28 protein-coding genes are annotated in these 26,063 nt (G+C 44.5%); 15 read left to right on the top strand and 13 right to left on the bottom strand.

Annotation, left to right across the window (positions count from 1 at the left end; all coding sequences use genetic code 11):
• Positions 1–324: 324 nt before the first annotated feature.
• The 3 genes from gpmM to L4D78_RS06705 are packed head-to-tail and all read left to right on the top strand — an operon-like array spanning position 325 to position 3,828.
• A complete protein-coding gene (gene gpmM, locus L4D78_RS06715; RefSeq protein ID WP_428466193.1) occupies positions 325–1,866 on the top strand; it encodes a 2,3-bisphosphoglycerate-independent phosphoglycerate mutase in 1,542 nt (513 codons plus the stop codon).
• A gap of 17 nt (positions 1,867–1,883) precedes the next feature.
• The gene (locus L4D78_RS06710; protein ID WP_428466192.1) at positions 1,884–3,053 is read left to right on the top strand and encodes a peptidoglycan DD-metalloendopeptidase family protein; all 1,170 of its coding nucleotides are present in this window, start codon (positions 1,884–1,886) and stop codon (positions 3,051–3,053) included.
• Positions 3,054–3,105: 52 nt separating this feature from the next.
• Positions 3,106–3,828, top strand: coding sequence for a divergent polysaccharide deacetylase family protein (locus tag L4D78_RS06705; RefSeq protein ID WP_428466191.1), 723 nt, complete (start codon positions 3,106–3,108; stop codon positions 3,826–3,828).
• Between the two features lie 8 nt (positions 3,829–3,836).
• Here the strand turns inward: L4D78_RS06705 and L4D78_RS06700 are convergent, their stop codons facing one another.
• A complete protein-coding gene (locus tag L4D78_RS06700; protein WP_428466190.1) occupies positions 3,837–4,481 on the bottom strand; it encodes a TetR/AcrR family transcriptional regulator in 645 nt (214 codons plus the stop codon).
• 118 nt (positions 4,482–4,599) lie between these two features.
• Between L4D78_RS06700 and rfaD the strand changes: the two genes are divergently transcribed.
• From rfaD to L4D78_RS06670, 6 genes are read left to right on the top strand one after another with little or no spacing between them, the layout of a single operon-like run.
• A complete protein-coding gene (gene rfaD / locus L4D78_RS06695; RefSeq protein ID WP_428466189.1) occupies positions 4,600–5,547 on the top strand; it encodes an ADP-glyceromanno-heptose 6-epimerase in 948 nt (315 codons plus the stop codon).
• A 3-nt stretch (positions 5,548–5,550) separates the two neighbouring features.
• Positions 5,551–6,507, top strand: a complete 957-nt coding sequence (gene lpxM / locus L4D78_RS06690; protein WP_428466188.1) for a lauroyl-Kdo(2)-lipid IV(A) myristoyltransferase — start codon at positions 5,551–5,553, stop codon at positions 6,505–6,507.
• Between the two features lies 1 nt (position 6,508).
• Entirely contained in the window at positions 6,509–7,678 is a 1,170-nt protein-coding gene (locus tag L4D78_RS06685) for an O-antigen ligase family protein (protein WP_428466187.1), read from the top strand.
• A complete protein-coding gene (locus L4D78_RS06680; protein ID WP_428466186.1) occupies positions 7,671–8,417 on the top strand; it encodes a glycosyltransferase family 25 protein in 747 nt (248 codons plus the stop codon). Before L4D78_RS06685 ends, L4D78_RS06680 begins: the two co-directional genes overlap by 8 nt.
• Positions 8,417–9,496, top strand: coding sequence for a glycosyltransferase family 4 protein (locus L4D78_RS06675; RefSeq protein WP_428466185.1), 1,080 nt, complete (start codon positions 8,417–8,419; stop codon positions 9,494–9,496). Before L4D78_RS06680 ends, L4D78_RS06675 begins: the two co-directional genes overlap by 1 nt.
• Positions 9,497–9,514: 18 nt before the next feature.
• A complete protein-coding gene (locus L4D78_RS06670) occupies positions 9,515–10,243 on the top strand; it encodes a glycosyltransferase family 25 protein (RefSeq protein WP_428466184.1) in 729 nt (242 codons plus the stop codon).
• 140 nt (positions 10,244–10,383) lie between these two features.
• Here L4D78_RS06670 and L4D78_RS06665 read toward each other — a convergent pair whose 3' ends face one another.
• From L4D78_RS06665 to L4D78_RS06655, 3 genes are read right to left on the bottom strand one after another with little or no spacing between them, the layout of a single operon-like run.
• Positions 10,384–11,313: a capsular polysaccharide synthesis protein gene (locus L4D78_RS06665; RefSeq protein ID WP_428466183.1), complete on the bottom strand. Its 930-nt coding sequence runs from the start codon at positions 11,311–11,313 to the stop codon at positions 10,384–10,386.
• Positions 11,310–12,077 carry a glycosyltransferase family 2 protein gene (locus L4D78_RS06660; RefSeq protein ID WP_428466182.1) on the bottom strand — a complete coding sequence of 256 codons (768 nt, stop codon included), beginning with the start codon at positions 12,075–12,077 and terminating at the stop codon, positions 11,310–11,312. Before L4D78_RS06660 ends, L4D78_RS06665 begins: the two co-directional genes overlap by 4 nt.
• A 4-nt stretch (positions 12,078–12,081) precedes the next feature.
• Positions 12,082–13,119: a CDP-glycerol glycerophosphotransferase family protein gene (locus L4D78_RS06655; protein WP_428466181.1), complete on the bottom strand. Its 1,038-nt coding sequence runs from the start codon at positions 13,117–13,119 to the stop codon at positions 12,082–12,084.
• Between the two features lie 205 nt (positions 13,120–13,324).
• Between L4D78_RS06655 and waaA the strand changes: the two genes are divergently transcribed.
• Entirely contained in the window at positions 13,325–14,599 is a 1,275-nt protein-coding gene (gene waaA, locus L4D78_RS06650; protein ID WP_428466180.1) for a lipid IV(A) 3-deoxy-D-manno-octulosonic acid transferase, read from the top strand.
• Here waaA and L4D78_RS06645 read toward each other — a convergent pair.
• The gene (locus tag L4D78_RS06645; RefSeq protein ID WP_428466179.1) at positions 14,596–15,300 is read right to left on the bottom strand and encodes a 3-deoxy-D-manno-octulosonic acid kinase; all 705 of its coding nucleotides are present in this window, start codon (positions 15,298–15,300) and stop codon (positions 14,596–14,598) included. The two genes, waaA and L4D78_RS06645, sit on opposite strands and share 4 nt — an antisense overlap.
• 91 nt (positions 15,301–15,391) lie before the next feature.
• On the opposite strand from L4D78_RS06645, the gene L4D78_RS06640 reads away from it, so the two are divergent.
• On the top strand, positions 15,392–16,432 hold the full coding sequence (locus L4D78_RS06640; RefSeq protein WP_428466178.1) for a glycosyltransferase family 9 protein: 1,041 nt from the start codon (positions 15,392–15,394) through the stop codon (positions 16,430–16,432).
• A 24-nt stretch (positions 16,433–16,456) separates the two neighbouring features.
• Positions 16,457–16,942: a pantetheine-phosphate adenylyltransferase gene (gene coaD / locus L4D78_RS06635; RefSeq protein ID WP_428466177.1), complete on the top strand. Its 486-nt coding sequence runs from the start codon at positions 16,457–16,459 to the stop codon at positions 16,940–16,942.
• A 46-nt stretch (positions 16,943–16,988) separates the two neighbouring features.
• Here coaD and L4D78_RS06630 read toward each other — a convergent pair whose 3' ends face one another.
• From L4D78_RS06630 to radC, 6 genes are all read right to left on the bottom strand, one after another.
• Complete coding sequence (locus L4D78_RS06630) at positions 16,989–17,993, bottom strand: NAD-dependent epimerase (RefSeq protein WP_428466268.1); 1,005 nt, start codon at positions 17,991–17,993, stop codon at positions 16,989–16,991.
• 154 nt (positions 17,994–18,147) lie between these two features.
• Positions 18,148–18,957, bottom strand: a complete 810-nt coding sequence (mutM, locus tag L4D78_RS06625; protein ID WP_428466176.1) for a bifunctional DNA-formamidopyrimidine glycosylase/DNA-(apurinic or apyrimidinic site) lyase — start codon at positions 18,955–18,957, stop codon at positions 18,148–18,150.
• Positions 18,958–19,007: 50 nt separating this feature from the next.
• Positions 19,008–19,502: a hypothetical protein gene (locus L4D78_RS06620; RefSeq protein WP_428466175.1), complete on the bottom strand. Its 495-nt coding sequence runs from the start codon at positions 19,500–19,502 to the stop codon at positions 19,008–19,010.
• 194 nt (positions 19,503–19,696) lie between these two features.
• Positions 19,697–19,864, bottom strand: a complete 168-nt coding sequence (rpmG, locus tag L4D78_RS06615; protein WP_004405486.1) for a 50S ribosomal protein L33 — start codon at positions 19,862–19,864, stop codon at positions 19,697–19,699.
• A gap of 13 nt (positions 19,865–19,877) precedes the next feature.
• Complete coding sequence (gene rpmB, locus L4D78_RS06610) at positions 19,878–20,114, bottom strand: 50S ribosomal protein L28 (protein WP_045039707.1); 237 nt, start codon at positions 20,112–20,114, stop codon at positions 19,878–19,880.
• 172 nt (positions 20,115–20,286) lie between these two features.
• Positions 20,287–20,961, bottom strand: a complete 675-nt coding sequence (gene radC / locus L4D78_RS06605; RefSeq protein ID WP_428466174.1) for a RadC family protein — start codon at positions 20,959–20,961, stop codon at positions 20,287–20,289.
• A 279-nt stretch (positions 20,962–21,240) separates the two neighbouring features.
• Here radC and coaBC point away from each other — a divergent pair, with 279 nt between their 5' ends.
• Positions 21,241–22,455, top strand: a complete 1,215-nt coding sequence (coaBC, locus tag L4D78_RS06600) for a bifunctional phosphopantothenoylcysteine decarboxylase/phosphopantothenate--cysteine ligase CoaBC (RefSeq protein WP_428466173.1) — start codon at positions 21,241–21,243, stop codon at positions 22,453–22,455.
• A 206-nt stretch (positions 22,456–22,661) separates the two neighbouring features.
• Entirely contained in the window at positions 22,662–23,252 is a 591-nt protein-coding gene (gene slmA, locus L4D78_RS06595; protein ID WP_428456585.1) for a nucleoid occlusion factor SlmA, read from the top strand.
• 129 nt (positions 23,253–23,381) lie between these two features.
• On the opposite strand, the gene pyrE is transcribed toward slmA, so the two are convergent.
• Together pyrE and rph are read right to left on the bottom strand one after the other, a co-directional pair.
• Positions 23,382–24,023 carry an orotate phosphoribosyltransferase gene (gene pyrE, locus L4D78_RS06590; protein WP_428466172.1) on the bottom strand — a complete coding sequence of 214 codons (642 nt, stop codon included), beginning with the start codon at positions 24,021–24,023 and terminating at the stop codon, positions 23,382–23,384.
• Positions 24,024–24,140: 117 nt separating this feature from the next.
• Positions 24,141–24,857: a ribonuclease PH gene (rph, locus tag L4D78_RS06585; protein ID WP_428466171.1), complete on the bottom strand. Its 717-nt coding sequence runs from the start codon at positions 24,855–24,857 to the stop codon at positions 24,141–24,143.
• 275 nt (positions 24,858–25,132) lie between these two features.
• Between rph and L4D78_RS06580 the strand changes: the two genes are divergently transcribed.
• Positions 25,133–25,996, top strand: a complete 864-nt coding sequence (locus L4D78_RS06580) for a YicC/YloC family endoribonuclease (protein WP_428466170.1) — start codon at positions 25,133–25,135, stop codon at positions 25,994–25,996.
• The last annotated feature ends 67 nt before the right edge of the window (positions 25,997–26,063 follow it).

Genomic DNA, 26,063 nt, shown 5'->3' with positions numbered 1-26,063 from the left:
CGGTAATTACGCGTTACTGCTCACTCGATATAAACGCTAATAGTATAAGCCTTGAGCAATACATCTAACGGCTGCCAAATATAGAAAAATGAAAAAAACTGTGATTTAGGTCTTACACTCAGCGGCAGAAATGCATATATTCCTGTAGGAAGATAACAATCTATTTACAGCATAGTTTGATCTTGCCCTACAGTTTGTGACTAAAACTGTAGTAAAATTACGGTTAGTAGGTTCAATTACCTTAAATATTTCAAGTTGCACCCAAATATTTAAGGTAATTGATCTAAATTAAACTCAGATTTCTAACTTTACGAGGGACAGTATATGTCTGCTAAGAAGCCACTGGCTTTGGTTATCCTAGATGGTTGGGGTTACCGCGAAGACAACGCCAACAATGCAATTGCCAATGCCAATACGCCAGTAATGGATGGTTTGATGGCAAATGAAGCCAATACTCTGATCTCTGCATCAGGTATGGACGTTGGTCTACCTGACGGCCAAATGGGTAACTCTGAAGTCGGTCACACCAACATTGGTGCTGGTCGTGTGGTTTATCAAGATCTGACTCGTATCACAAAATCTATCGCCGATGGTGACTTCTTTGAAAATGAAGCACTTATCGCTGCAATTGATAAAGCCGTGAGCGCAGGTAAAGCCGTTCACCTAATGGGCCTTATGTCACCGGGTGGCGTTCACAGCCATGAAGATCACATTGCGGCAGCTGTTGAAATGGCCGCTAACCGTGGCGCAGAAAAGATTTACCTACACTGCTTCCTCGATGGCCGTGATACACCGCCTCGTAGTGCTAAGGCGTCACTTGAGCGTTTCCAAGCATTGTTCGCTAAGCTAGGCAAAGGTCGTGTTGCTTCTCTAGTAGGCCGTTACTACGCAATGGATCGTGATAACAACTGGGATCGCGTTGAAGTTGCTTACAACCTACTAACAGCAGCGACTGCTGAGTTTAATGCAGCTTCTGCCGTTGAAGGCCTAGAAGCCGCTTACGCCCGTGACGAAAACGATGAGTTTGTGAAAGCAACAGAACTTCGCGCAGAAGGTCAAGAATCAGCAGCAATGGAAGATGGCGATGCCGTCATTTTCATGAACTACCGTGCTGACCGTGCTCGTCAAATCACTCGCGCCTTCGAAACTGATTTCGCTGGTTTTGAGCGTGCTCAATTCCCAGCTCTGACTGACGTTGTGATGCTAACTCAATACGCTGCTGATATTAATTTCCCAGTTGCCTTTGCACCAGCAAGCCTTGAAAACACCTTGGGTGAGTGGCTATCTAAGAAAGGTAAGAAACAGCTACGTATTTCTGAGACTGAAAAATACGCACACGTTACTTTCTTCTTCAACGGTGGTATTGAAAGCGAGTTCGATGGCGAATCACGCCAGCTAGTCGCTTCTCCGAAAGTAGCCACTTACGATCTTCAACCTGAAATGAGCGCACCAGAGCTAACTGAAAAGCTAGTTGCGGCAATTAAAGGTGGCGAGTTCGATACGATTATCTGTAACTACCCGAATGGCGACATGGTTGGCCACACTGGCGTTTATGACGCTGCGGTTCAAGCTTGTGAAGCGCTAGACAGCTGCATTGGCCAAGTTGTTGCAGCCATCAAAGAAGTGGGCGGCGAAATGCTGATCACTGCTGACCACGGTAATGCTGAAATGATGATCAACCCTGAAACGGGTGGCATTCATACTGCACACACAAATCTACCAGTTCCACTGGTATACGTGGGTGAGAAATCACTGACATTAAAAGAAGGCGGTAAGCTATCTGATCTGGCTCCAACTATGCTGGCGCTATCAGATATGGAAATCCCTTCAGAGATGACTGGTCAGGTGCTATTTGATCTGAAATAATCAATCCCATGCGGGATATGATCAGATACCTTAACCTTTCTCTCCGCGCCAGTGCATTATGCACTGGCGCTTTGTTATGCCTGTCCGTTATCGCAACACCACAAGCACACGCCAACCAAGGTCAGCTTGACGGGGTAAAACAAGAAATTTCACGCCAGCAAAGCCAAGTCAGCGCCAATAAAAAGAAAATTGACGCTCTGCAAAAGTCATTGCGCCAGCAAGAAGTCGGGATCGCCGAAACCGCCAACGCGATTCATCAAGCACAGACCAAACAAGCAAACTTGTCGTCATCAATTGACAAGCTTGAACAGCAACAACGCCAACTTCAACAGCAACAACTCGGCCAGCAAGAGCTACTCAAAGAGCTGCTAAATGCCCAGTACCGTCAAGGTAAAAACAGCCAAGTTGCTTTGCTGCTAAGTGACAACAACCATCATGATCTTGACCGCTATACGGTTTATGCCGAGTATTTAAGCCATGCTAGAGTGAATGCATTGGATGAACTCGCCGCGACAACCACCGAGATCCAGATCAAGCAACACCAGCTCAGCACACAACGTGAGCAGCAGCAAACCCTGCTCGCTCAACTGAAAAAAGAAAAGAAAAAATTAGAAACCGAACAAAGCCAGCGCCAGAAAACAGTACGCACGCTTACCAGCCAAGCACGCACCGACAACCAGTACCTTGCTGAACTTAAAGACAATGAAAGGCGGCTGGTGACTGAGATAGCCAAGGCGGCTTTAAGAGCGAAACAAAAGGCTGCAGCAGAAGCTGCTCGCCGAGCACCAATGGATGGCCTCGCCAAACAGAAAGGCAAGCTCACTTGGCCAATTAAAGGCCCCGTGATCCACCCGTATAATTCACAGCAACAAGGTGAACTACGCTGGAAGGGCATGGTAATCGGTCAATCTGCGGGTAACCCCGTAAAAGCTATTTACCCCGGTAAAGTCGTGTTTGCCGATTGGTTGCGAGGGTATGGGCTCATGCTAGTGATCGATCACGGTAAGGGTGATATGAGTTTCTACGGCTATAATCAAACCTTACTCAAAAAAGTAGGTGATACCGTTCAGGCAAGTGAATCTATCGCTCTTGTGGGTGACAGTGGCGGACAAGACCGCGCTGCGCTTTACTTCGAAATCAGGCGTAGAGGCACCCCAACCAATCCGCAAAGCTGGCTGAAACGTTAATGTGCCAACTGTGGTAATTCATCAATAAAAGAATCGATAATGGACACCCGACATGCGATGGATTGCACGCTGGTTTACCCTACTCTTTTTAAGCTCGTCAATTAGCTATGCCTCAGAAGCAAAGCTAGCGATTGTGATTGATGATCTCGGTTATCAGGCGATGCCATCGGCACTGTCAGCGTTGCCCCCTCAAGTAAGTATCTCCATTTTACCGGATACACCATTCGATTTAGCCATCAGCCAACAAAGCAAACAGCAACAACGGGATGTATTACTCCACATGCCGATGGAGCCAAGTCGTCAGGCACCGCTTGAACTCTCGACACTCACCCAAGACATGGATAAAACAACGCTGCAGCAAACCCTGCAACATGCGCTGAACCGCGTACCGGCCGCTATCGCAGTTAATAACCACATGGGCAGCGCATTAACACAAAATGCGCAAGCAATGGGCTGGGTGATGGAGGTACTCGCCAATGAAGGGTTGTATTTCCTAGATAGCCGTACCACCGCCAACTCTGTTGCGATGGAGCAAGCCAAGCAACAGCAGATCCCCGTGTTACGAAGGCATATCTTTCTCGACCATTATCGTACTGAAGCTTTTGTTAGCCAGCAGCTTCGCTTAGCAGTACAGCAAGCAAAGCGTAACGGTCACGCCGTTGCGATTGGCCACCCTTACCCAGTGACGCTTCACACACTGCAGCAGCAGCTTCCTTTATTAAACGAACAAGGCATTACCCTTGTTCGCTTATCTGAGCTATACCATGATTTATGAGCTATCGGTTAGGTATCAAGCTCAACCTGTTCACAGTAGTGGGCTTCTAGCTGGATCACTTCCGCTTTACCTTTGGCTGTCGTCAGCGGTCTAACAATACTCAACATCTGCAATACACCCTGGTAAATCACGGCTTTGGTAATTTTAGCCCCCGGTGCTTGTGTCGTTTGGTAACAAATCCAGCTTGAGGCAACCAGCTTTAATGTATTAGCCAAGCTGAGTAGCTCACTATCGTCAAGTTCGAGTAAGCCACTACTGCGGAAGCTGTTCATCATCGCCATAATATTTTGATGCAAGCCTTCTTGTGCTTGTAAGTATTTATCTTGTAGTTCAGGGTCACGGCGAAGAATGTCTGGCAAATTTGCATAGAAGAAGCGATACCGCCACATCAGCATGAACACAGCATCAAGGTAAACCAATAAGTTATCTGCCGTGATTTGTGTTTCATCTAGTGGTTGAAAACGAATGCTGAGATCATTGGCGTATTGATCGAAAATACTGTGTATAATCTCTTCTTTATTACGAAAATGATAATACAGATTGCCGGGACTTATTCCCAGATGGGCAGCTATATGGTTTGTGGTAATGTTTGGCTCACCGCTTTCGTTGAAAAGCTCCAGTGCAGCCAGAATAATTCTATCGCGGGTCTTCATTTGCTTCTCACTTCTCTGCCCATACTCTTATGTAGCAATCGATTAATACTATCATAAAGATACTTCATAACGGCGGCAGTTATGCAGTCGTTTTTCTAAATAGAAGAATGGAATAGCCATGATTATTGTAACTGGTGGCGCCGGCATGATCGGCAGCAACATCGTAAAAGCATTGAATGAGCAAGGCCGTAATGACATTCTAGTCGTTGATAACCTCAAAGACGGCACCAAATTTGCCAATTTGGTTGATCTAGATATTGCTGACTACATGGACAAAGAAGACTTTATCACCCAAATCATGGCGGGTGATGAATTTGGCCCTATCGATGCTGTTTTCCACGAAGGCGCATGCTCTTCCACTACTGAGTGGGACGGTAAATATATGATGCTAAACAACTACGAGTACTCTAAAGAGCTACTGCACTACTGTTTAGAGCGTCAAATCCCGTTCCTATATGCTTCTTCTGCCGCCACATACGGCGGCCGCGACCACGACTTCATTGAGGAAAAACCTTATGAAGGCGCTTTGAATGTATATGGTTACTCCAAGCAGCAATTTGACAACTATGTACGCCGCATTTGGCAAGATGCCCAAGAGCACGATGAAACCTTGTCGCAAATCACCGGTTTCCGCTACTTCAACGTTTACGGCCCACGCGAACAGCATAAAGGCAGCATGGCATCCGTTGCCTTCCACTTAAACACCCAAATCAATAACGGTGATAATCCTAAGCTATTCGAAGGCTCTGACGAGCTAAAGCGTGACTTCGTTTATGTCGCTGATGTATGCAAAATGAACCTGTGGTTCTGGCAAAATAGCGTTTCAGGTATTTTCAACTGTGGTACTGGTAACGCTGAACCATTCAGCGAAGTGGCTAAAGCCGTTATCAAGCACCACGGCAAAGGCGCGGTTGAGGAAATTCCGTTTCCAGATCACCTAAAAGGCCGCTATCAGAAGTTTACCCAAGCCGACCTCACCAAGGTACGCGCAGCAGGCTACACCGAAACATTCAAATCAGTCGCCGACGGCGTGGCTGAGTACATGGCATTAATTAACAAGCAGTAACCAATGATAAATCATTACGATAAACAGGCTTATAATCCTGAATTTAAATGGTCTTTCCTACACCCAAAGTATTGGGGGACTTGGCTTGCCGTTTGTTTTGCCAGCCTATTGTGCTTGCTGCCGCCCAAAGCTCGCCATTCAATCGCAACACTCTTTGCGAAGAAGGCCCTGAAGCTAAAAAACAAAGCCAACCAACGTGCTCGCGTTAACCTTGCGATGTGTTTCCCAGACAAAACCGAGCAAGAGCGCGAAGCCATGCTGCTAGATAGCTATGTGACTGCCGGTAGCTTCTTGATGGGGTTTGCCTCTTTAAGCGTCCGTAATAAAACTTGGCTGGAAAACAATACCATCATCCGAGGAGAGGAGCACTTAACCGCCCTGAAAGAACGCGGCGAAAATGCGATTTTATTGGTGCCACATACTTGGGCAATAGATATCCCTGCAGTTCTATTGGCTTCTCAAGGCTTACCCGTATCAGCGATGGCCAAAAAGCAAAAAAATGAAGTGTCCGACTGGTTAATGCACAAACAACGGGTACAATACGGTGGCCGAGTTTATGAGCGAAGTGGCGGCATAAAGCCTTTTATCAAGTCAGTACGTGAAGGCTATCTAGGTTATTACTTACCAGATGAAGACTTGGGGCCAGAGCACAGTGTATTTGTTGATTTTTTTGCTACCACTAAAGCAACAATTTCAGGCCTCGGTCGCTTGGCAAAACTGAGCCGCGCCAAAATCGTTCCACTTTATGCCATTTATAACAGTGAAACAGGCAACTACGAGATAGATATCTATCCGCCACTCTCTCCGTTTCCGATGGAAACCGAAGAGCAAGACGCCCGTATGATGAACCAGTGTATCGAGCAGTATGTGACTGAACGTCCCGAGCAGTACATGTGGATTTTACGTTTACTAAAAACCCGACCGCAAGGCGGGGAAAACCCTTATTCAAAAAAGCAGTAATATGAATAAAAGCACCATCACTAACAGCTTGATTTTATTACCTCTCTACTGGTTATTTAGCGGCATGCTAATTATGGGGGGAGGCGATAAGCCTATGGTCGCAATGGTGATCATATCGATCGTAGCAACAGTTTTGACTTATGGTTCTAAAACGTTAAAAGAAAACCTCAGAAGCGATAAGGTTTTATGGGTACTATTAGCTATCACCCTATATGCTATTTTTAGCTACCTTTATCATGGACTTAGTTCTAGAGAAATAAGAGGGGTTTTAACGGCCACACTACTATTAACTGTCTTACCACGCCATTTGATTACGAGTAAGATACTTTTAATCCTCATACTGCTAGGGTCAATTAGCTCTTTAGGGACTGCTTACTATAATGGGATTTACTTAGACTTACCCCGTGGTGCTTGGCCTATCAATGCCATTCCCCAAGCAACACTCAGTGCAATCATTGCTCTTCTCGCCTTTTGTCTCAGCCAGAAATTTACGGGAAAAATGAGAGGAGTCGCTCTGCTATCCTTCATGCTAGGAACTATTGCAGTCGTTCTCAGCCAAACAAGAGGCATTTGGTTAGCTTATAGCTGTACGCTCCTTATCTTGATTTTTCTACATGCAAGGCATTTAGTCTTAAATAAGAAAGTTATCCTTATTTCTATTGCTGCTATCTTTTCTACCGGTTTTTTATTTAAGCCTATTATTGAGCATCGCGTAAAACAAACACAATATGAACTTAATAAAATCACGTCAGGCAACCTAAATACATCGATCGGATTGAGGCTCCAAATGTGGAAAATCAGCTCTAAAATTGTCGCCGACAATTGGGTTCTAGGTACTGGGGATGAGCACAAAGCAAGGTTTGATCTTCTCGCGGAGCAGGGAGAAGTATCTGCTTACTTCGTTAAACATAGGCCACCCCATTACCACAATCAATACATTGATAGGTATATTAAAAATGGTGTTGTCGGGTTAGCATTATTGCTTGCGTTACTAATTACACCTATAGTAATAACCAAGGGAAGATCAAGCTCAGTCAATAGCCTGTGCTTAGTAATTACTATTGCATCACTTACAGATACACCTCTCAATCATGCACAAACCATTCTCATGTTTACGGTGCTGATAACACTACTAACATCAATAACAATTAGCACAAAAAACTATGATTGATACCTATGTTATTAATTTATCCTCTTCATCCTCAAGAAGAGAAAATATCGCTAAACAGTTAGGAGATATAAAAGCTAATTATACCTTCTTTGATGCAGTCAACGGCCATATAAGTAATCATCCACTTTTTTCAAAGTATGATGACGACCTGAGTCATCAATACAGGGGAAAATCTCTGTCTAAAGGGCAACTAGGCTGCTATGCAAGTCACTACCTACTCTGGGAAAAGTGTATTGAACTAAACAAACCTATTGTTATCATTGAGGATGATTGTTTACTCGATAAAATACAATTCAGCACCTTTATCAGTAATGCTGGCAGCCTAGGTGATCAATTTGAATGCATCAGATTATTTGATAATAAAAGAAAAAATTATTGCTCTCAAAAAATCATGTCATTGAATAATATTGATATCCATAAGTTCAATAAAGGACATATGAGTGCAACTGGGTACTACTTAACACCTAAAGGTGCTCAGAAATTGGTAAATCATTCTCAACGCTGGTATATGGCGGTTGATATCTATATGGACCGATTTTGGATCAATGAAGTTGAATGTTTTGGAACCGTTCCAGCTTGCCTGACAAATGACCCGAAATTTGACTCTGATATTGGCTATGAAAAACAGAGATCAACTCGAAAAATGCAAACTCGGCTTAAGCGAGAATGGTTTAACTTCACAGAATTAGTAAGAAGAGAAATTCATAATTTCACTTTTTCTATAAAAAGTAAAAAATAATGAAAGTACTGATCGTTAGTTCATACCATCACGCTTGGAACAGCGTACGCCCTGAGGCAGAAATGTTCATCGAAATGGTTCGTCAGGGCCATCACGTTACTGTGGCGACTCAAGGTGATGCAGAATATGTCGCCCGCTTTAAAGAGCACGGCGTTAAGGTTATCGATTGCTACCCAAAAAAGAAAATTTGCCCTGCCACAATAAAAACACTGCATAAAGAGCTGAAAGAAGGCGATTACGATATTTGTTATGGCTTTAACTCTAAGACGATCCCCAATGCCGCTTTTGCCTGTATCGGTACTCGCGCCAAAATGGTCACTTATCGTGGTACCACTGGCGGCCTTTACCGCCATGACCCAAGTGCTTATTTAACTCATCTTCACCCTAGAGTTAACGGTATTGTCTGTGTATCAGATGCGGTACGTAAAGATGTCAGCCAGCGAGTATGGAATAATAAAGAGAATATTGTCACTATCTATAAAGGGCATCAACTCGATTGGTATAGCGTTGAGCCAACAAAGCGCTCTGAGTTTAACCTTACCGACAACGATGTGATTGCCGTCTGTGCTGCCCATGTTCGACCTAGCAAGGGGATATCAGTACTCGTTGAAGCAACACACCATATTGAGAATCCAAACTTCCATTTACTATTGATAGGCAGTGGATTTGAGCCTCATTTTGACGAAATTAAAAATAGCCCGATGGCAGATCGTATCCACTTTGTAGGCCATCGTAAAGATGTCCCATCAATCATGGCAATGGCAGATTTTCAGGTACAGCCATCTGTTAGTGGTGAAGGTTTACCGCGCACCATTATTGAAGCTATGGCCAACGGTACAACATCTGTGGTTACTACCACTGGCGGCTCACCAGAGCTTGTCGATGACGGAAAAACAGGCTTTATTGTACCAACCCGAAATGCTCAAGCATTGGCAGATGCGATGAAAAAGCTTATTGGTAATAAAGCACTCATCGCTGAATTTAGCCAGGCAGCACAACAAAAACTAGTTAACGAGTTCAATGCGGCTCAAACAGTCAGAAAGCATATTCAGTTTTTTAATTCGTTGTTAAATCGCTAGTTGTTAGAGGGTAATCACATGAAAGCGTTTGTTATTAGTCTAGCAACAAGCACGGATAGAAGAACACATGTTAAAGAACATATGGGTATGTATGATATAGATTTTGAATTCATTAATGCTGTTAACGGCCAAAATGATGAGCATCCTTTTTTACAAAGATACCAACCTCAGTCGTTTATCTATAATTACGGTCGAAAAGCTGTTCCAGGTGAGATTGGTTGCTATGCTAGTCATATGCTCGCATGGGAAAAGTGTGTTCAGTTAGATGAACCTATTTTAGTTTTCGAAGATGATTTCCAAATCGTATCTGACGAAATAAAAAACTCCATTCAGGCTTGTGAGAAAAAAATTGAAAAACTTGGTTTTATTCGTATAGAAACAACAAGAAATAAACCAAAGTATAAAGTATCAAGCATCGATAATTATACTTTTTATAATTATTTAAAAGTACCTCAATGTGCTACTGGCTATATTATATCGCCAGAAGTTGCCAGACAGTTCTTAGACAACAGCCAAACAATCTCTTTGCCTGTTGATGTTTTCATTCGTAATGTTTGGATACACAAGCAACCAATTTACGGTGTTGAACCATACTCAGTATCACCAAGAAAAATAGATTCTATAATTGGTTCAAGAAAAGTAAAAGATAAAAAAACAATAAAAGAAAAAGCTATTCGTATAGGTTATAAAATTAGAAATATTTTATTCAACACCTGCTATCAAATAAAGTTCTACTTTCATAACTAATGAAGGGCGTAAAACAAAACTTGCGATCTAACGATCGCAAGGCTTCCGTGTGACTTTTGATTTATTGCCAATGACATCATGATTTTCTGAATTCACCAATCGTGAACTCATGAATAACATACAGAATATTGGTGTTATTTTTATTTTTTTATCAATACATTATTCATTAAAAACTGAACTCTATTTTTATACTGTTCAGTGACAACATACTTATCTCGGTAAGTTTGTTTCGCCACATATGAATGACTAAAGATAGAGAAATCATCGTCGAGCTCGGCATAGTTATTCGTCAATGTTTGAACGTAACCCCAGCCTTCGATTAAACTGTTATTTTTTACTGTTTCATTAAACAAGTAAAACATCCAAAAATAGGGCGTTGTATATTGACACTCTAAATGATTTAATAGTGGATATCCACTGCCATTTTGACTTATAAAGCCTGTTTTATTAGCAAGCCTTCTAGTCGCTTTCAATCCTCTAATTTCGAGGTTTATTTTTCTTTCTGGCTTATATAAGTAGTCAATTGATTTTTTAAGCAAATCACTTAATACTCGGCTTCCTTGGTATGATGCGAGAAACCAAGAAACTAGCTGCCGATCATCTGAATATTTTTCTCTAAATGAAAAAAACTCTGTTTCAGACATATTTAACCATGTATCTAATGGCTTCATACAAAATGTTGTTGCATCAGCCCAAACACCACCATATCGATATAATAAGTAGGCCCTTAAAAAATCACTTTTACCAGCAGCTTTTAAGTCTACGGTAAAACAATTATAAACATCATTAAACTCAAAGCCTAAATGCTGTTTAATATTTGTCTTATCGAGGAAAATCACTTCGTAATCAGGGTTCAACTGCACCCAGCTCTTATAAGATAGTTTCACCACTTCCGGAGCACTATCTAATCCGGAATCCCAATACATCCATATTTTTTTGGTAAATGAACCTAGTGGTAGATCAAGCTTAATGCAACCTAATGCATCTAGCCCTCTCTGATAATCTTGTTGTGAGACTGTCGTTTTTTTCTTAAACCGCTTTTTTACACTTCTCAGCCATTCTTTCATCATGATTTATCTCGTTCCAGCAACCACAAGCCGACATATTTGTTGAAGTTCACCTGAGCGTAGGTCATGGCCATAATAAACCCGACACTGCCATCTAAAAAGCCTCGACGAAGAATATATATATGAAAGAATGTCCATATTGCCCTTACTAACGCCAAAGCTAAACCGTGAGATTTTTTGCCTTTGCGGTGGTACTTCTGGGCGCCTAACCAAGCATACTGTGCCGCTTTATCGAGCCCGTGCCCATAGTCACGGTGAGTATAATGAAGCAAGTAACCCTTTAACGTGCCTGTACTACCCTTAGTTGGAATCACGGTTTCATGCACCTCGTCCAACGTGTAGCGTGCACCTTCTCGTTTGAATAAACGTAACACCGATCTTGCACTTCGCCCATATCGTAATGTTTTGCCATAAAGGGTCACCCCCCAAGGTAAACGATATGCCGAGTGCTCAATTGACTCTTGAATTAGCAACTCAGAAATAGCACTTTGCATCGTATCGTCTAAAGCTTCGTCGGCATCGATAGACAACACCCAATCACCCGTAGCTTTATCCAAGGCTCTTTGCTTCTGTTTGCCAAAACCAGGCCAATCGGTAATAGTGATATTGTCAGTAAAGCGTTGGCAGATCTCAACAGTCTCATCAGTCGAGCCACTATCAAGCACAATAATTTCATCCGCAACACTCTTCACCGATTGTAAACAGCGCTCAACACGGTCAGCTTCATTCTTTGTAATTAGAATGACAGATAATGTTCTTTTACTCATTCGATTACCATTTCCAATAGCCTAACGACTTTCTAATTTTAATATTTCGCCATATATTATTGGGCTTACGATCCCGCCAACCAGACTCTAACATCTCTGACACCGCCTTAAAAACCCTTGGTGCCGACTGGCCATCAAGATAGGGTGTAATCGATGGGCCATATGACGCAATTTGCTCTAACAGTTCAGAGGATGGACTTAGTGCTTGGTATATAGCACCTTCAAGCCCTTCCGCTTCTGTTATATTAATAAAGCTTGGCTGGACATCGCGGTTATTTACTGTGACTACCGGTTTCTGAAGTAGTAAAAACTCCTGAAAGATTGAAGAATTATCGCACACCATTACATCTGCACGATGCAGTAAATCAACCACATGACTGCTATCAAAAAATTGTAAATTCTCGTTTTCCAATTCACGGTATTTAACAACAGTCTCCGCTGCCATTTTGGGATGTAGGGTGATCAGCCAGCGCCATTTATCATCTTGGCTCAAAATCTTAAGTTGCTCATAGACAAGCTCCGCACAAGATAAGCTCGGTGTAAAAGTAGAGGCAAAAAGAATCTGCGGCCGCTGACGATCATCGGCTTCGCTCGTTTCGTGATTAAACAAGCTATCAAGCTTCAACCAACCAGTCTCAACAACGTTGAAATAACCGCGCTCCTCAGCCAATAATTGCAAAGTCCCTGTCCTTTCATGACCCTCGGTACAGTACAAGTCAAATAACCCGCGTTCAGGATAGGTATTTCCACGCTTGCTTTCATTGAGGCCATGAAAGACTTGAACTTTTAAGCCTGGAATAAAAGCTGGGATCCGATCACCAGGCGCAAAAACAGCGTCAGGCATATAAGACACCGCTTCAGAAATTCCACTCAACCTATCTTCTTCTGGCAACAAGAAGTCCTGAGAGACATCTTTACCAATGAGTAACCACTTCACCTCATGGCCGTGCGCTTTCACATAAGCTTGCAGTGGCCGAAGAATAGCAAACGAATAGTTTTGCTCAACATAGAACAAAAAACGATAAGGTTGAGTATTGTCCATATAAATATCTGCACCCTGATCCGTGGACTTCAGTATCAAGTAAATCCACGTTGGCTGTTGCGCCGAAAGCGATAATAATGCAGGCAATGATACCAGAAATTTAATCTTAACTTAGTTTTGAAGGTGAAAGTCACCTAAAAGACTTCAACTAATCACTGCATCCTTTAAACTGATACTGTTCTTACAACCGATATAATGGGGCGATATGCTTGTTCGTTGGATTTATACCCTACTTTTAACCCTCTCAGCTCCATTACTCCTCGCGGGTCTCTATAAAAAGAAGCCGGGTAAACCGACCTTTGGCTCTCGCTGGAAGGAGCATTTTGGTATGACTCCTGCCATCTCTGGTCAAAACCCTATTTGGATTCATGCTGTCTCTGTCGGTGAATCAATTGCAGCGATTCCAGTCATAAAAGCACTAAAAGCCCAATATCCAGAGCAAGCAATCATTGTTACCACCACCACCAGTACTGGTGCACAACAGGTAGAAAAGCTTGGTGATTTGGTTGAACACCGCTATATGCCGATTGACTTTGCCTGGTGTATCAAAGGGTTTATAAAGAAAGTAAAACCATCGGCAATGCTCATTATGGAAACTGAGTTGTGGCCAAACACATTAGCGACAGTACATCACGCAGAAATTCCAGTTATCGTCATGAATGCCCGCTTATCTGAACGATCAGCCAAACGCTATGCTCGTTTCCAGACGGTGTTTAATCTAATAGCTAAACATATAGACCACTTCCTGTGTCTACATACCGAAGATGCCAAGCGCTTTGAAAAATTAGGTGTACCTCAAGCACGGCTCAGTGTGACGGGTTCGGTTAAGTTTGATATCCAAATTGAGCCGCAATTAAAAGAACAATCGCAGCACCTTCGCCAACAACTTGGTCAAGAACGACCGGTTTGGATCGCAGCGAGCACCCACAAGGGAGAAGACGAAGGAATACTAAAAGCGTTTAAGCAGGTTAAACAACAGCACCCAAGGTGTTTATTAATGCTTGTTCCTCGTCACCCAGAGCGCTTTGATGACGTTGCCAAGCTATGTCGCGATCAGCAATTAAACTGCATACGCCGCACAGCAGGACAAGACGTTGATAGCAGTACTGACGTATATCTGGCTGATACCATGGGAGAGATGCTGTTACTAATGGGAGCGGCTGATATTACCGTCATGGGGGGAAGTTTCATTGGTGATAAAGTGGGCGGGCACAATATGCTAGAGCCAGCAGCACTCGCCAAACCTATTATCACAGGCCCGAGTTATTACAACTTTGCAGATATCACTCAGCAACTTGAAGCTGCTGAGGCATTAACGATTTGCGCTGATGCCACTGCACTGGCCCAACGCTTATCTGCATTATTCGCCAGCCCTGAACAATGCACGGCAATGGGTACCGCAGCATTAGCCATCGTAAAACAGAACCAAGGGGCTGTGGCCAAAACACTTAAGGTGCTTGAACAGCAACTTAGTCCCTAATTTACACTGTAGCCATCGAGTAGCCATTGCCAGCACTGCGCATCAAACTTAATGCCCCGCTTGCCCTGCTCTTTGACAAAGGAGCGATGCAAGCGAGCTAAATTACTCTGCTTCCATTTTTCACCGGCTTGCTCATAGCATTTATCAAAATCAATTAGCCAAATCTGCTGTTTACTATCGAGCAATACATTGTGGCTATTGAGATCGGTATGGCAAACCTGCAAATCATGCATTTTTCTGATCATGGTGCCAATAGCTCGCCAATTTTCTTTCGGTAACACTGAGCGCTCCAACAATGCCACCAAATCTTTAGCCGCAGGAATCTTCTCAACGAGTAAGTCAGCACGATAGGTTAGCCCTTGCCTGATAGCCCTTGCCGCAACAGGACGTGGTACCCTGACACCGCCTTGCGTCAATTTATTCAATAATTTGAACTCCTCAGCGGCCCGGGTTTTATCCCAGCCAGTAAACCAGTAAGCATCTTCCACCAATTTACCAAACAGACCACCACGGCGGTAATGGCGTAGAGCCATCTCAATATTGTCCCCTCGAACAAACCAAGTGGTCCCCCTCCCCTGAGCTGAACCAATAACCCTGCCTTGCTGCTGCCAAAAAGTTGGGTCGAAGCACTGTTGCGGATCTTCAGCCAATAATTCAGGGGCGAACCAGATCCTCTGGTTTCTACTTGTTAACTGTTGCACGCTTTATCTCCAAGCTAAAGGGACAGAGTATTTTACAATCACTTGCTTCAACTGCATAATTTCCTATCAGAATCATTAACAGGTATTTGTCATGGCGCTTTTCAGCACCCCGCCACGCTCACTTTGTATTCTTAGGCTGTCTGCTATTGGCGATGTCTGCCATGCCATTGCCGTTGTCCAGGCAATTCAATCACACTGGCCAACGACTGAAGTCACCTGGGTAACCGGTAAAATTGAAGCTCAGCTTATTGGCGATCTTCCCGGTATTAAGGTCGTTGTGTTTGATAAAAAAGCAGGGCTTGACGGAATGAAAGCCGTCTGGCGCGCACTCAAAGGCCAGAAATTTGATGCGTTGCTGCATATGCAAGCTGCTTTAAGAGCCAGCGCCCTATCATTAGGTATCAAAGCCAAGTACCGGGTTGGGTTCAGTAAAAACCGAACCAAAGAAGGTCAATGGCTATTTACCAACCGCCACTTACCCAATACCGATAGCTTCCATGTGTTAGACAACTTCGCTGATTTCGCACGCTACTTAGGCGTTCCTTTCGACAAGCCACACTGGAACATCCCATTGGACGATGAAGCACAAACATTCGCCAAAGAGCAAACCCAAGGGCAACCCACACTGATCATCTCTCCTGCCGCAAGTAAAGATGAAAGAAATTGGCTAACAGAGCGCTATGCTCAGCTCGCTGACTACGCAACCGAACAAGGCATGCAAGTCATCCTTTGTGGCTCACCAGCCCCGCGAGAGTTAACGCTGGGGCAAGATATTGAGCAATTAACCCAAAAACCGATAACGAATTTAATTGGTAAAACCAGCCTCAAGCAGCTGACAGCTTTACTTGGTGCAGCTGATGCTGTTGTCGCTCCGGACACTGGACCTGCACACCTTGCTACCACTCAAGGCACAGCGGTTATCGGCCTTTATGCCCATAGTAATCCAATACGCACAGGTCCCTACAATAGCCTTGACCTAGTTGCCAGTGTGTATGAACAACATGCCAAAAAGCAACATGGGAAAAGCGTGGAGGCCTTAGCTTGGGGAACCCGAGTTAAAGGAAGTGACTTGATGCAAGATATCTTACTAAGTGATGTGACAGCGAAGCTCGATCATATTATTAATAATTAAGAATTTAAATTTTTGGTAACCGTTATGACAACCCGCGTAATCTACCCTGGCACTTTTGATCCCATTACCAATGGCCACCTTGATCTTATCGAACGTGCAGCTGCGATGTTTGACCATGTTGTGGTTGGTATTGCTTACAGCCCAAGTAAGAAGCCGTTATTTGACTTACATGAGCGCGTTGATTTAGCCAAACAAATTACCCAACACCTCGACAATGTCGAAATTGTCGGCTTTTCTGGTCTGTTGGTCGATTTTGCCAAAGAATATCAGGCCAACATACTCGTACGAGGACTCAGGGCTGTCTCTGATTTCGAGTATGAGTTTCAGTTAGCCAATATGAACCGCCGTCTGATGCCAGAGCTAGAGACAGTATTTCTAACGCCGGCTGAAGAAAATTCATTTATTTCTTCAACCATCGTTAAAGAAGTCGCCCTGCATAAAGGTGATGTCAGTCAGTTTGTTGACCCGATCATCACAGAAGCACTGTTGAAAAAACTCGCAAAAAAATAATAAAAAAAGGAGGCTTAGCCTCCTTTTTCTTGTCTAATATTTAAAATCAAGCTTGATAGTAGCCACGATACCAATCAACGAAAGCCTGCACACCCTCAGTCACCTTAACCTCAGGGGTATAGCCTGTTGCATCAAATAGATCTTGTGTATCAGCATAGGTCGCATACACATCACCCGGCTGCATCGGCATGAAGTTTTTCTTCGCCTCGATACCCAAAGCCCCTTCGAGCGCTTCAATGAAGTCCATCAATTTAACTGGGCTACCGTGGCCAATGTTATATACACGGTATGGCGCAGAGCTGGTCGCTGGTGAGCCGGATTCAACAGTCCAGTCAGGCGACGCTTGCGGGATCACATTCTGAATACGAATGATACCTTCGACAATATCATCGATATAGGTAAAGTCTCGGCGCATATCGCCATTGTTGTAGACATCAATTTGCTCACCGTTGACAATTTTTTTGGTGAACTTGAATAATGCCATATCCGGGCGCCCCCACGGGCCATATACCGTAAAGAAACGTAGACCCGTTGTCGGTACGCCATAAAGATGCGAGTAGGTATGGGCCATCAGCTCATTGGATTTCTTTGTCGCTGCATACAATGAGATAGGATGGTCAACACTATCGGCAGTATCAAACGGCATCTTCTGGTTAAGCCCATAAACCGAGCTAGAGGATGCATATACAAGGTGTTCAATTTTGTGATGACGACAACCCTCTAGGATCGTCAGGTGCCCTACCAAATTACTATCAGCGTATGCCATTGGGTTATCGATAGAGTAACGGACACCAGCTTGGGCGGCTAAATGAATAACGCGGTCAAACTGCTGCTCTGCAAACAAATTGGCCACACCTTCACGATCGGCTAAGTCCAAAGCAACAAAGGTAAATTGAGGATGGGCAATGCGAACTAACCGATCTTGCTTCAAAGAGACATCATAATAATCATTGAGATTATCAATACCGATAACCTCATGCCCCATCGCACATAGACGCTCAACCACAGCACTGCCAATAAAGCCCGCAGCACCAGTAACCAAATACTTCATCATCTATCTACACCTTAAATTCATGCCAAATAAAAAACTGCTATCTATGACAAAATCATAGCACTATGCCCCGATTGAAAACAGGCATCATCCAAAAAATCACCATCAATACCACTGAGCGCGGAGTTAAGAAATTCTGAACACCTAACCTATTCTACTTCTGGCACTTAGTACAAAAAACAGAAGCTCGTTGTCCGATTTTCATCTCTTCAAGCGGCTTATTGCACTTAGGGCAAGGCAGCCCACCTTTGCCATACACTTGTAACTCTTGGGCAAAGTAACCCGGCTTTCCGTCACTGTTCTTGAAATCTTTTAGCGTGGTGCCCCCTTGCTGGATGGCAAAAGTCAGAACAGCTTTAATGTCTTCTACTAAGAGCCTCAAACGCTCTGCTGAAATCGTCCCAGCGGCACATTTAGGATGAATTCCGGCACTAAACAATGATTCATTGGCATAGATATTACCGACACCAACCACGACATGGTTGTCCATAATAAATTGCTTTATCGTTGTTTTTTTACCTTTGGCTTTATTGAACAAATAATCACTGGTGAAAACATCACTTAAAGGCTCAGGGCCAAGCTTAGACAGCACCGAGTGCTCTCCCCCTTGATCTTGCCACAACCATGCACCAAAACGGCGAGGATCGTTATAACGCAGCAACTCACCACTAGAGAGACACAAATCAACATGGTCGTGCTTTTCAGGCGGGGTACCTACTGGCAAAATTCGCAAGCTTCCTGACATCCCCAAATGCACAATTGCATAACCAATATCCGTTTCAAGTAACAGATACTTAGCTCGTCGCGTAACATTGCGGATCACCTGCCCTTCAATTTGGTTTATCTCATCGGGGATTGGCCAGCGTAGTTTCGGATTACGCACCACGATTTTACTGACAGTTTGACCGATTACATGCGGTGAGATCCCCATACGGCTAACTTCAACTTCCGGTAACTCAGGCATAGCACCCTCTTCATTATTGTTATTAAGTGATTATGGTGACTATCGAAAAATTATTCTGCAACGGGAAACAGGTATGCCTTATCCACGGAAACCGCGAGCCATTCCCCTTGCCAGTTTTGGAGTAACCAAAACTTGGGTAACTGATAAATAGTCACTTGCGCAGGCTCTGATTGCTGCTCTAACCAAACATCGATTTTTAGCGGAAGTATCAACTGCGGGGCAAGTTGCTCCATCATCTCTGCAGTAACAGGTGTACCAGCCAATGTTCGCCAATGAGAAACAAGTTCTGGTATATCAACACCAATCGCAGGCTCAGCAACCCAGCCTGATAACTGCCGCTCAAGAGTAACGGTGGGGAGTTGCAATTTCACCACTTCAACGTCAATAGGCAGCAAGCGAGTTAAATTGGCATCATACACAGTATCGACACTTGGCTCAGAGCCTGAGATCCGAGCTTTCAGCAGTTCAGGCAACTGAATTATCGCAATAAAGCACACAACCCCAATGATAATGACGTTATTCCAACCTCGGCGCGACAGCCTCATAGATACACTCCGATAAAACAAAACCATAGCATGGCAGTTATTCCATCACATGGCGATGTATACAAGCAATGTCTCAGTAAGTAACTGTGCAGAAAATCGATAAGAAGGAGGGGGAGTTAGATAGGAAACACAAAAAAAAGGTATAAAAAAACCCAGTTAGCAAACTGGGCTTTTATCAAAGGGCTGTAAATCAATTACTTGATTTTAGCTTCTTTGTACATAACGTGCTTACGAACAACTGGATCAAATTTCTTGATCTCAAATTTGCCCGGCATGTTACGCTTGTTCTTATCTGTAGTGTAGAAGTGGCCTGTACCAGCTGATGATACTAGACGGATCTTCTCACGAATGCCTTTAGCCATTCTTCAAATCCTCTTAAACGTTCTCGCCGCGAACACGCATCTCTGCAAGAACGGTATCAATACCTTTCTTGTCGATGATACGCATACCTTTAGCAGTAAGACGTAGTTTAACGAAGCGTTTTTCGCTTTCTACCCAGAAACGATGAGTTTGCAGGTTCGGCAGAAAACGACGCTTGGTGGCATTACGTGCGTGTGAACGGTTGTTACCCGTTACAGGACGCTTGCCAGTTACTTGGCATACTCGGGACATTACTGTCTTCTCCAAATCGTTTCAGCTCGATATCTACCATGATTAATTCAATGCGAAAAAGCTTTTCACATATAATCATAGCTATCAAAGGTCGCGCATTATACTAAGTCAAAACCAGTTGCTCAAGTCCCGAGCAGTCCTTTCTCAACTTTTTAAGCAAAATATGTCTATTTTATAGCCAACCTTGCTCTGCAAAAGAAGTGATTTCTCCGTCACCGACAACAAAGTGATCCAGAACCCGAATATCCACCAACGCTAATGCATCACTAATGCGGCGGGTAATTCGGCGATCTGCTTGACTCGGCTCAGCTACGCCTGACGGGTGATTATGCGCTAAAATGAGCGCGGCTGCATTAAGTTCCAGTGATCTTTTTACAACTTCTCGTGGATAAACACTCGCAGAATCGATTGTTCCTTCAAAAAGTACCTCCCCAGATAGCACCCGATGCTGGTTATCAAGAAATAAAACAAAAAAAGCTTCACGGTGACGATCGCGCAAAATACGGCTTAAATATTTTCTCGTTGACTCAGGGCTGGTCAGCGCATCCCCTTTTTTTATAATTTCTGCAAAATGGCGCTCACTCATTTCCATTACGGCCTGTAATTGAACAAATTTCGCCGGCCCTAACCCTCGATGCTGACAAAACGCCTCTTTATCGGCGCCTAATAATGCCCTTAACGAACCAAATTCATTCAGCAGATAAGTGGCCAATTCAATGGCATTCATACCTGTAATGCCTGTGCGTAAAAAAATCGCCAACAATTCAGCATCTGATAACGCGCCAGCTCCACGTTCAAGTAGCTTTTCTCTCGGCCTTGATGCTGCCGGTAATAACTTTAATGACATGGCATCCTTCTCGCTCTCCTCTTTATAGAAGATTAAGCTCACGAGGAAAGTCACTCTCAAACAAGTCAGCCTCATGGGTTTCCGAGCCTAGGCGCAATAAATCAAACAAAGCATGACGTATACCAATCACAAAATGTTACGTCGTTCACAGTTACTCTCTGTCGGCTGACCGTGCTTTCCCCTATAAAGAAGGAATACAGGGTTTATTTGGTGACTGGCTTTTTTTGATGGTAAAGTTTGCCGCAATGACATTTCGGATATCGATGAGCAGGCGGCAAGATGCAAACTTTGGCAGGAAAAAAAATACTTCTCGGGATCAGTGGCGGGATTGCTGCGTACAAATGCGCGGAGCTTACTCGACGTTTAATTGAACGTGGCGCTGAAGTACGTGTGGTCATGACCAAGGCGGCTCAAGAGTTTATTACGCCATTGACCATGCAAGCCGTCTCTGGCCATCCAGTCTCTGACAGTCTCTTTGATCCAGCCGCAGAGGCATCGATGGGACACATTGAACTCGCCAAATGGGCGGATTTAGTTCTGCTAGCTCCTGCAACCGCCGATCTTATTGCCCGTATTTCAGCAGGCATGGGCAACGATTTACTCAGCACCCTGTGCTTAGCCACCGACTCTCCGGTCGCTATCGCACCGGCGATGAACCAACAAATGTACCGTAATGTCGCCACCCAAGAGAATATTGCAACCTTAGCACGCCGCGGTTATACCCTCTGGGGCCCGGCGAGCGGTGAGCAAGCTTGTGGTGATATTGGCCCTGGCCGTATGCTCGAGCCAATGCAGCTGGTTCACCATACTGAAGCGTTCTTTCAACCTGCTGATTGGCAAGGTATCAATATCACCGTTACCGCAGGGCCAACCTGCGAAGCTATCGACCCTGTACGCTACCTCACCAACCACAGTTCAGGCAAAATGGGGTACGCCATTGCTGAGGCCGCTGCAAAACGCGGTGCCAACGTAACGCTGATCAGCGGTCCCGTTCACCTTGCAACACCACAAGAGGTGAATCGTATTGATGTTCGCAGTGCCGAAGACATGCACCTCAGTGCCATGGCTCATGCAACACAAAGCGATATTTTTATCGCTTGTGCAGCCGTAGCTGATTTTCGCCCTGCCAATATAGCCGAGCAAAAAATGAAGAAACAGGTCGGCAAAGACGAAATGATATTAAAGCTGATTAAGAACCCAGACATTGTGGCTAGCGTGGCAGCACTCACGGACAACCGTCCGTTTACCGTCGGCTTTGCTGCAGAAACCCAAGACGTTGAACAATATGCGCGTGGTAAACTCACACGTAAGAACCTCAACCTGATCTGTGCCAATGACGTCTCACAGCAGGGCCAAGGGTTTAACAGTGATAGCAATGCACTTCACCTTTATTGGCCAGAAGGCGATAAAGCACTCCCTCTCGCCAGCAAAAACCAGCTCGGTCAGCAATTAATGGCAGAGATCGTCAGCTTGTATCAAAACCATAAAAACTAACCTGCCGAAGCTGACTATCGTCAAATTGATGACGAATTAAACGAATAAGATCAAATATAAAGCCCAATCCTCAAGATTGGGCTGTTTTTGTCGATAAAGAGATCACTATCAGTTAGCAACGCTTTTCACAGCAACAATCCACCGCTAAAATAAGCGGGTTTCACGCCCTCGGGTGGCAGTCTCAATTTGAAAAGGAACGGTTATTCATGGCTGGCAACAAGAAAAACAACCGCCGCGAAGAAATATTACAAGCACTGGCGCAGATGCTGGAATCAGCTCAAGGCAGCCAACGTATCACGACCGCTAAACTGGCTGCACAGGTCGGTGTTTCCGAAGCCGCTCTTTATCGCCATTTCCCAAGCAAGGCGAGAATGTTCGAAGGCTTGATTGAATTTATTGAAGATTCAATCACAACCCGCATCAACCGCATTTTAGATGACGAGAAAGATACGCTGAATCGCCTGCGTATGGTGTTACAGCTTATCTTGGGGTTTGCCGAGCGTAATCCAGGCTTAACGCGTATCATGACAGGCCATGCTTTGATGTTTGAGCAAGACCGTTTACAAGCACGTATTAACCAGCTTTTCGAACGTATTGAAACCCAACTGCGTCAAATTTTACGTGAGCGAAGACTCCGTGAAGGAAAAGGCTTCCCAGTTGATGAAAGTATTCTGGCTGCACAACTATTAGGCCAAGTAGAAGGTAGCTTAAATCGCTTCGTACGCTCTAATTTCAAACACAAGCCAACCGCCAGTTTCGATGACTACTGGCGCTTATTAAGCGCAGAGCTTGGCTAAGAGCAGAGGCGGGATCCTAGTTCCTGATTCCTAGAAATAGCGAACATAAAAAAGCGAGAGGTTTTCACCTCTCGCTTTTCTGTTTATGGTTCTGGCTTCTGCTTTTCCTAGGAACTAGGTTCTCGAATCTTATACGCCGTATTCGGCACGGTATGCCTTCACCGCGTCCAGATGCGCTTCCATACCCTGCTGCTCAGAAAGGTAGCTCACAACATCACCCAGCGAGACAATCGAAATAACTGCACAACCAAAGTCGCGTTCAACTTCTTGAATCGCAGATAGCTCGCCTTTGCCTTTCTCTTGACGATCGATAGCCACCAACACACCCGCTAAATCAGCACCATTCGCCTTAATGATTTCCATTGATTCACGAATGGCTGTACCTGCGGTGATCACATCATCAACCAGCATGATACGACCTTCCAATGCGCTACCGACTAAATTACCGCCTTCACCGTGGTTTTTCGCTTCCTTACGGTTAAAGCAGTATGGAGTATCAACATCATGGTGATCCGCCAACGCAACAGCGGTTGTTGTCGCGATTGGGATCCCCTTGTATGCAGGGCCAAAGAGTACGTCATAGTCAATTTTTGCATCCACCAAAGCCTCAGCGTAAAAACGGCCTAGTCGAGCTAAATCACGACCTGTATTGAATAGGCCCGCATTAAAGAAATACGGACTCTTACGGCCTGATTTCAGAGTGAACTCACCAAACTTCAATACACCTTTCTCTAGAGCAAATTCGATGAACTGACGCTGATATGCTTTCATGGTTTCTCCTTACAATTACGATAAAGTGCTTACAAACGCACACTAAATTTTTATAAAGCCACTGCACTTACAAAATTTAGACAAAAAAAAGCGGCTCCAATAGGAACCGCCTTAAAACTAACTAGCCAACGATCGCTTCTGAACGTCGATTATGTCGTCAATGCCGCTCTTGGCCAGAGCCAGCATTGCCAATAATTCTTCATGACTAAAGGCTTCACCTTCTGCCGTGCCCTGAATCTCGATCATCTTACCTTCTTCGGTCATCACGACATTCATGTCGGTTTCAGCCGCTGAATCTTCTAGATACTCAAGATCGCAGATTGGTTCACCTTTATAGATACCAACCGATACCGCTGCAACCATGCCTTTCAGTGGGCTTTTCTTGATAAGCCCTTTTTCAAGCATATAACTAATTGCATCAACCAAGGCAACCATTGCACCAGTAATCGCAGCAGTACGGGTACCGCCGTCGGCTTGAATCACGTCACAGTCAACGGTGATCATTTGCTCACCCAGCACTTCCAGATCTACCGCAGCACGTAAGCTACGAGCAATTAGGCGCTGAATTTCCATGGTGCGGCCACCTTGCTTACCGCTTGCCGCTTCACGGCGGTTACGCGAATGTGTTGCGCGCGGTAGCATGCCATATTCTGCGGTCACCCAACCTTGGCCTTTACCTTTTAGCCAGCGCGGTACATTTTCTTCTACGCTTGCCGTACAAATTACTTTGGTATCACCAAACTCGACTAATACAGAGCCTTCGGCATGAGCTGTAAAGTGACGGGTAATAGTAATAGGACGAACCTGGTTGGTACTTCTTCCGCTTGGACGCATCGGGGATTCCCTTTAGCTGGATGACATTAACCGGCGATTATAGCCACAACCGCTAGGTTGTGCACGCGAAACCCTTGCTCGGCCGGCAAAGAATCAACCAATACCGATTTTCCCAGCAAGAAGGCAAGCGACCCTGAGATATCTTTTATAATCAATGGAAAGTATAATCAGCTCTTCATAGAAACTGCGCTACCCGTTTTTTGTCATCGTTTAGGGGATCTCGCCACTAAATGAAATATGCAGTTATCTCACTTTATTGAAAGGGCCATCAGCCAATGATTCATAGCATGACCGCTTATGCTCGTCGCGAAGTAAAAGGCGATTGGGGCACAGCCATTTGGGAAATCCGTTCGGTAAACCAACGTTACCTAGAAACTTACCTACGCATGCCAGAGCAGTTTCGTAGCCTAGAGCCTGTTCTTCGTGAGCGTTTCCGTAAACGCTTAGCCCGCGGTAAAGTGGAATGTAACCTGCGCTTTGAAGCTAACCCTGCCGCTAGCAAAGAGCTAACGATTAATGAAGAGTTAGCCAAGCAAGTCATTAAAGCCGCTACATGGGTAAAAGACACATCAGGCGAAGGTAACATTGGTCCATTCCAAGTATTGAATTGGCCAGGTGTGATGGAAGCCCCAGAGCAAGACTTGGATGCTATCAATAAAGATTTACTTGTCGGCTTTGATGCTGCTGTTGATGATTTCATTGCCGCGCGAGCTAGCGAAGGCGAAAACATGAAAGATCTCATCGTCCAGCGCCTAGATGCTATTTCAGTAGAAGCCGCCACCGTACGCTCAATGATGCCAGAAGTCATTAAGTGGCAACGTGAACGCATCATGACTCGTCTCGAAGAAGCGAAAGTGGAACTTGATGCTAACCGCATTGAGCAAGAACTGATCATGATGGCACAAAAAAGTGACGTCGCAGAAGAGCTTGACCGTCTGGATTCACACGTAAAAGAAACCCAGAAAATCATGAAAAAAGGCGGGGCTTGTGGTCGCCGTTTAGATTTCATGATGCAAGAGTTCAACCGTGAGTCAAACACGCTGGCATCGAAATCAATCAATACCGAGATCACCGCAGCGGCTGTTGAGCTAAAAGTTCTGATTGAACAAATGCGCGAGCAGATCCAGAATATCGAATAATTAGCACGGCATCGTGCAGCAGATAAAGGTGGCATCAAGCCACCTTTTTCTTTTCAGCATCATGATT

The sequence above is a fragment of the Photobacterium minamisatsumaniensis genome (assembly GCF_050336695.1).
Taxonomy (GTDB): Bacteria; Pseudomonadota; Gammaproteobacteria; order Enterobacterales; family Vibrionaceae; genus Photobacterium; species Photobacterium minamisatsumaniensis.
The sequence above is the reverse complement of the archived record's forward strand: the minus strand, read 5'-3'. Positions and strand labels throughout refer to the sequence as shown.

Bases quoted from the DNA above. Each gene is read 5' to 3' on its own strand.
- gpmM (WP_428466193.1), top strand. From the start codon at position 325: ATGTCTGCTAAGAAGCCACTGGCTTTGGTTATCCTAGATGGTTGGGGT.
- L4D78_RS06710 (WP_428466192.1), top strand. From the start codon at position 1,884: ATGATCAGATACCTTAACCTTTCTCTCCGCGCCAGTGCATTATGCACT.
- L4D78_RS06705 (WP_428466191.1), top strand. From the start codon at position 3,106: ATGCGATGGATTGCACGCTGGTTTACCCTACTCTTTTTAAGCTCGTCA.
- L4D78_RS06700 (WP_428466190.1), bottom strand. From the start codon at position 4,481: ATGAAGACCCGCGATAGAATTATTCTGGCTGCACTGGAGCTTTTCAAC.
- rfaD (WP_428466189.1), top strand. From the start codon at position 4,600: ATGATTATTGTAACTGGTGGCGCCGGCATGATCGGCAGCAACATCGTA.
- lpxM (WP_428466188.1), top strand. From the start codon at position 5,551: ATGATAAATCATTACGATAAACAGGCTTATAATCCTGAATTTAAATGG.
- L4D78_RS06685 (WP_428466187.1), top strand. From the start codon at position 6,509: ATGAATAAAAGCACCATCACTAACAGCTTGATTTTATTACCTCTCTAC.
- L4D78_RS06680 (WP_428466186.1), top strand. From the start codon at position 7,671: ATGATTGATACCTATGTTATTAATTTATCCTCTTCATCCTCAAGAAGA.
- L4D78_RS06675 (WP_428466185.1), top strand. From the start codon at position 8,417: ATGAAAGTACTGATCGTTAGTTCATACCATCACGCTTGGAACAGCGTA.
- L4D78_RS06670 (WP_428466184.1), top strand. From the start codon at position 9,515: ATGAAAGCGTTTGTTATTAGTCTAGCAACAAGCACGGATAGAAGAACA.
- L4D78_RS06665 (WP_428466183.1), bottom strand. From the start codon at position 11,313: ATGATGAAAGAATGGCTGAGAAGTGTAAAAAAGCGGTTTAAGAAAAAA.
- L4D78_RS06660 (WP_428466182.1), bottom strand. From the start codon at position 12,077: ATGAGTAAAAGAACATTATCTGTCATTCTAATTACAAAGAATGAAGCT.
- L4D78_RS06655 (WP_428466181.1), bottom strand. From the start codon at position 13,119: ATGGACAATACTCAACCTTATCGTTTTTTGTTCTATGTTGAGCAAAAC.
- waaA (WP_428466180.1), top strand. From the start codon at position 13,325: ATGCTTGTTCGTTGGATTTATACCCTACTTTTAACCCTCTCAGCTCCA.
- L4D78_RS06640 (WP_428466178.1), top strand. From the start codon at position 15,392: ATGGCGCTTTTCAGCACCCCGCCACGCTCACTTTGTATTCTTAGGCTG.
- coaD (WP_428466177.1), top strand. From the start codon at position 16,457: ATGACAACCCGCGTAATCTACCCTGGCACTTTTGATCCCATTACCAAT.
- L4D78_RS06630 (WP_428466268.1), bottom strand. From the start codon at position 17,993: ATGAAGTATTTGGTTACTGGTGCTGCGGGCTTTATTGGCAGTGCTGTG.
- mutM (WP_428466176.1), bottom strand. From the start codon at position 18,957: ATGCCTGAGTTACCGGAAGTTGAAGTTAGCCGTATGGGGATCTCACCG.
- L4D78_RS06620 (WP_428466175.1), bottom strand. From the start codon at position 19,502: ATGAGGCTGTCGCGCCGAGGTTGGAATAACGTCATTATCATTGGGGTT.
- rpmG (WP_004405486.1), bottom strand. From the start codon at position 19,864: ATGGCTAAAGGCATTCGTGAGAAGATCCGTCTAGTATCATCAGCTGGT.
- rpmB (WP_045039707.1), bottom strand. From the start codon at position 20,114: ATGTCCCGAGTATGCCAAGTAACTGGCAAGCGTCCTGTAACGGGTAAC.
- radC (WP_428466174.1), bottom strand. From the start codon at position 20,961: ATGTCATTAAAGTTATTACCGGCAGCATCAAGGCCGAGAGAAAAGCTA.
- coaBC (WP_428466173.1), top strand. From the start codon at position 21,241: ATGCAAACTTTGGCAGGAAAAAAAATACTTCTCGGGATCAGTGGCGGG.
- slmA (WP_428456585.1), top strand. From the start codon at position 22,662: ATGGCTGGCAACAAGAAAAACAACCGCCGCGAAGAAATATTACAAGCA.
- pyrE (WP_428466172.1), bottom strand. From the start codon at position 24,023: ATGAAAGCATATCAGCGTCAGTTCATCGAATTTGCTCTAGAGAAAGGT.
- rph (WP_428466171.1), bottom strand. From the start codon at position 24,857: ATGCGTCCAAGCGGAAGAAGTACCAACCAGGTTCGTCCTATTACTATT.
- L4D78_RS06580 (WP_428466170.1), top strand. From the start codon at position 25,133: ATGATTCATAGCATGACCGCTTATGCTCGTCGCGAAGTAAAAGGCGAT.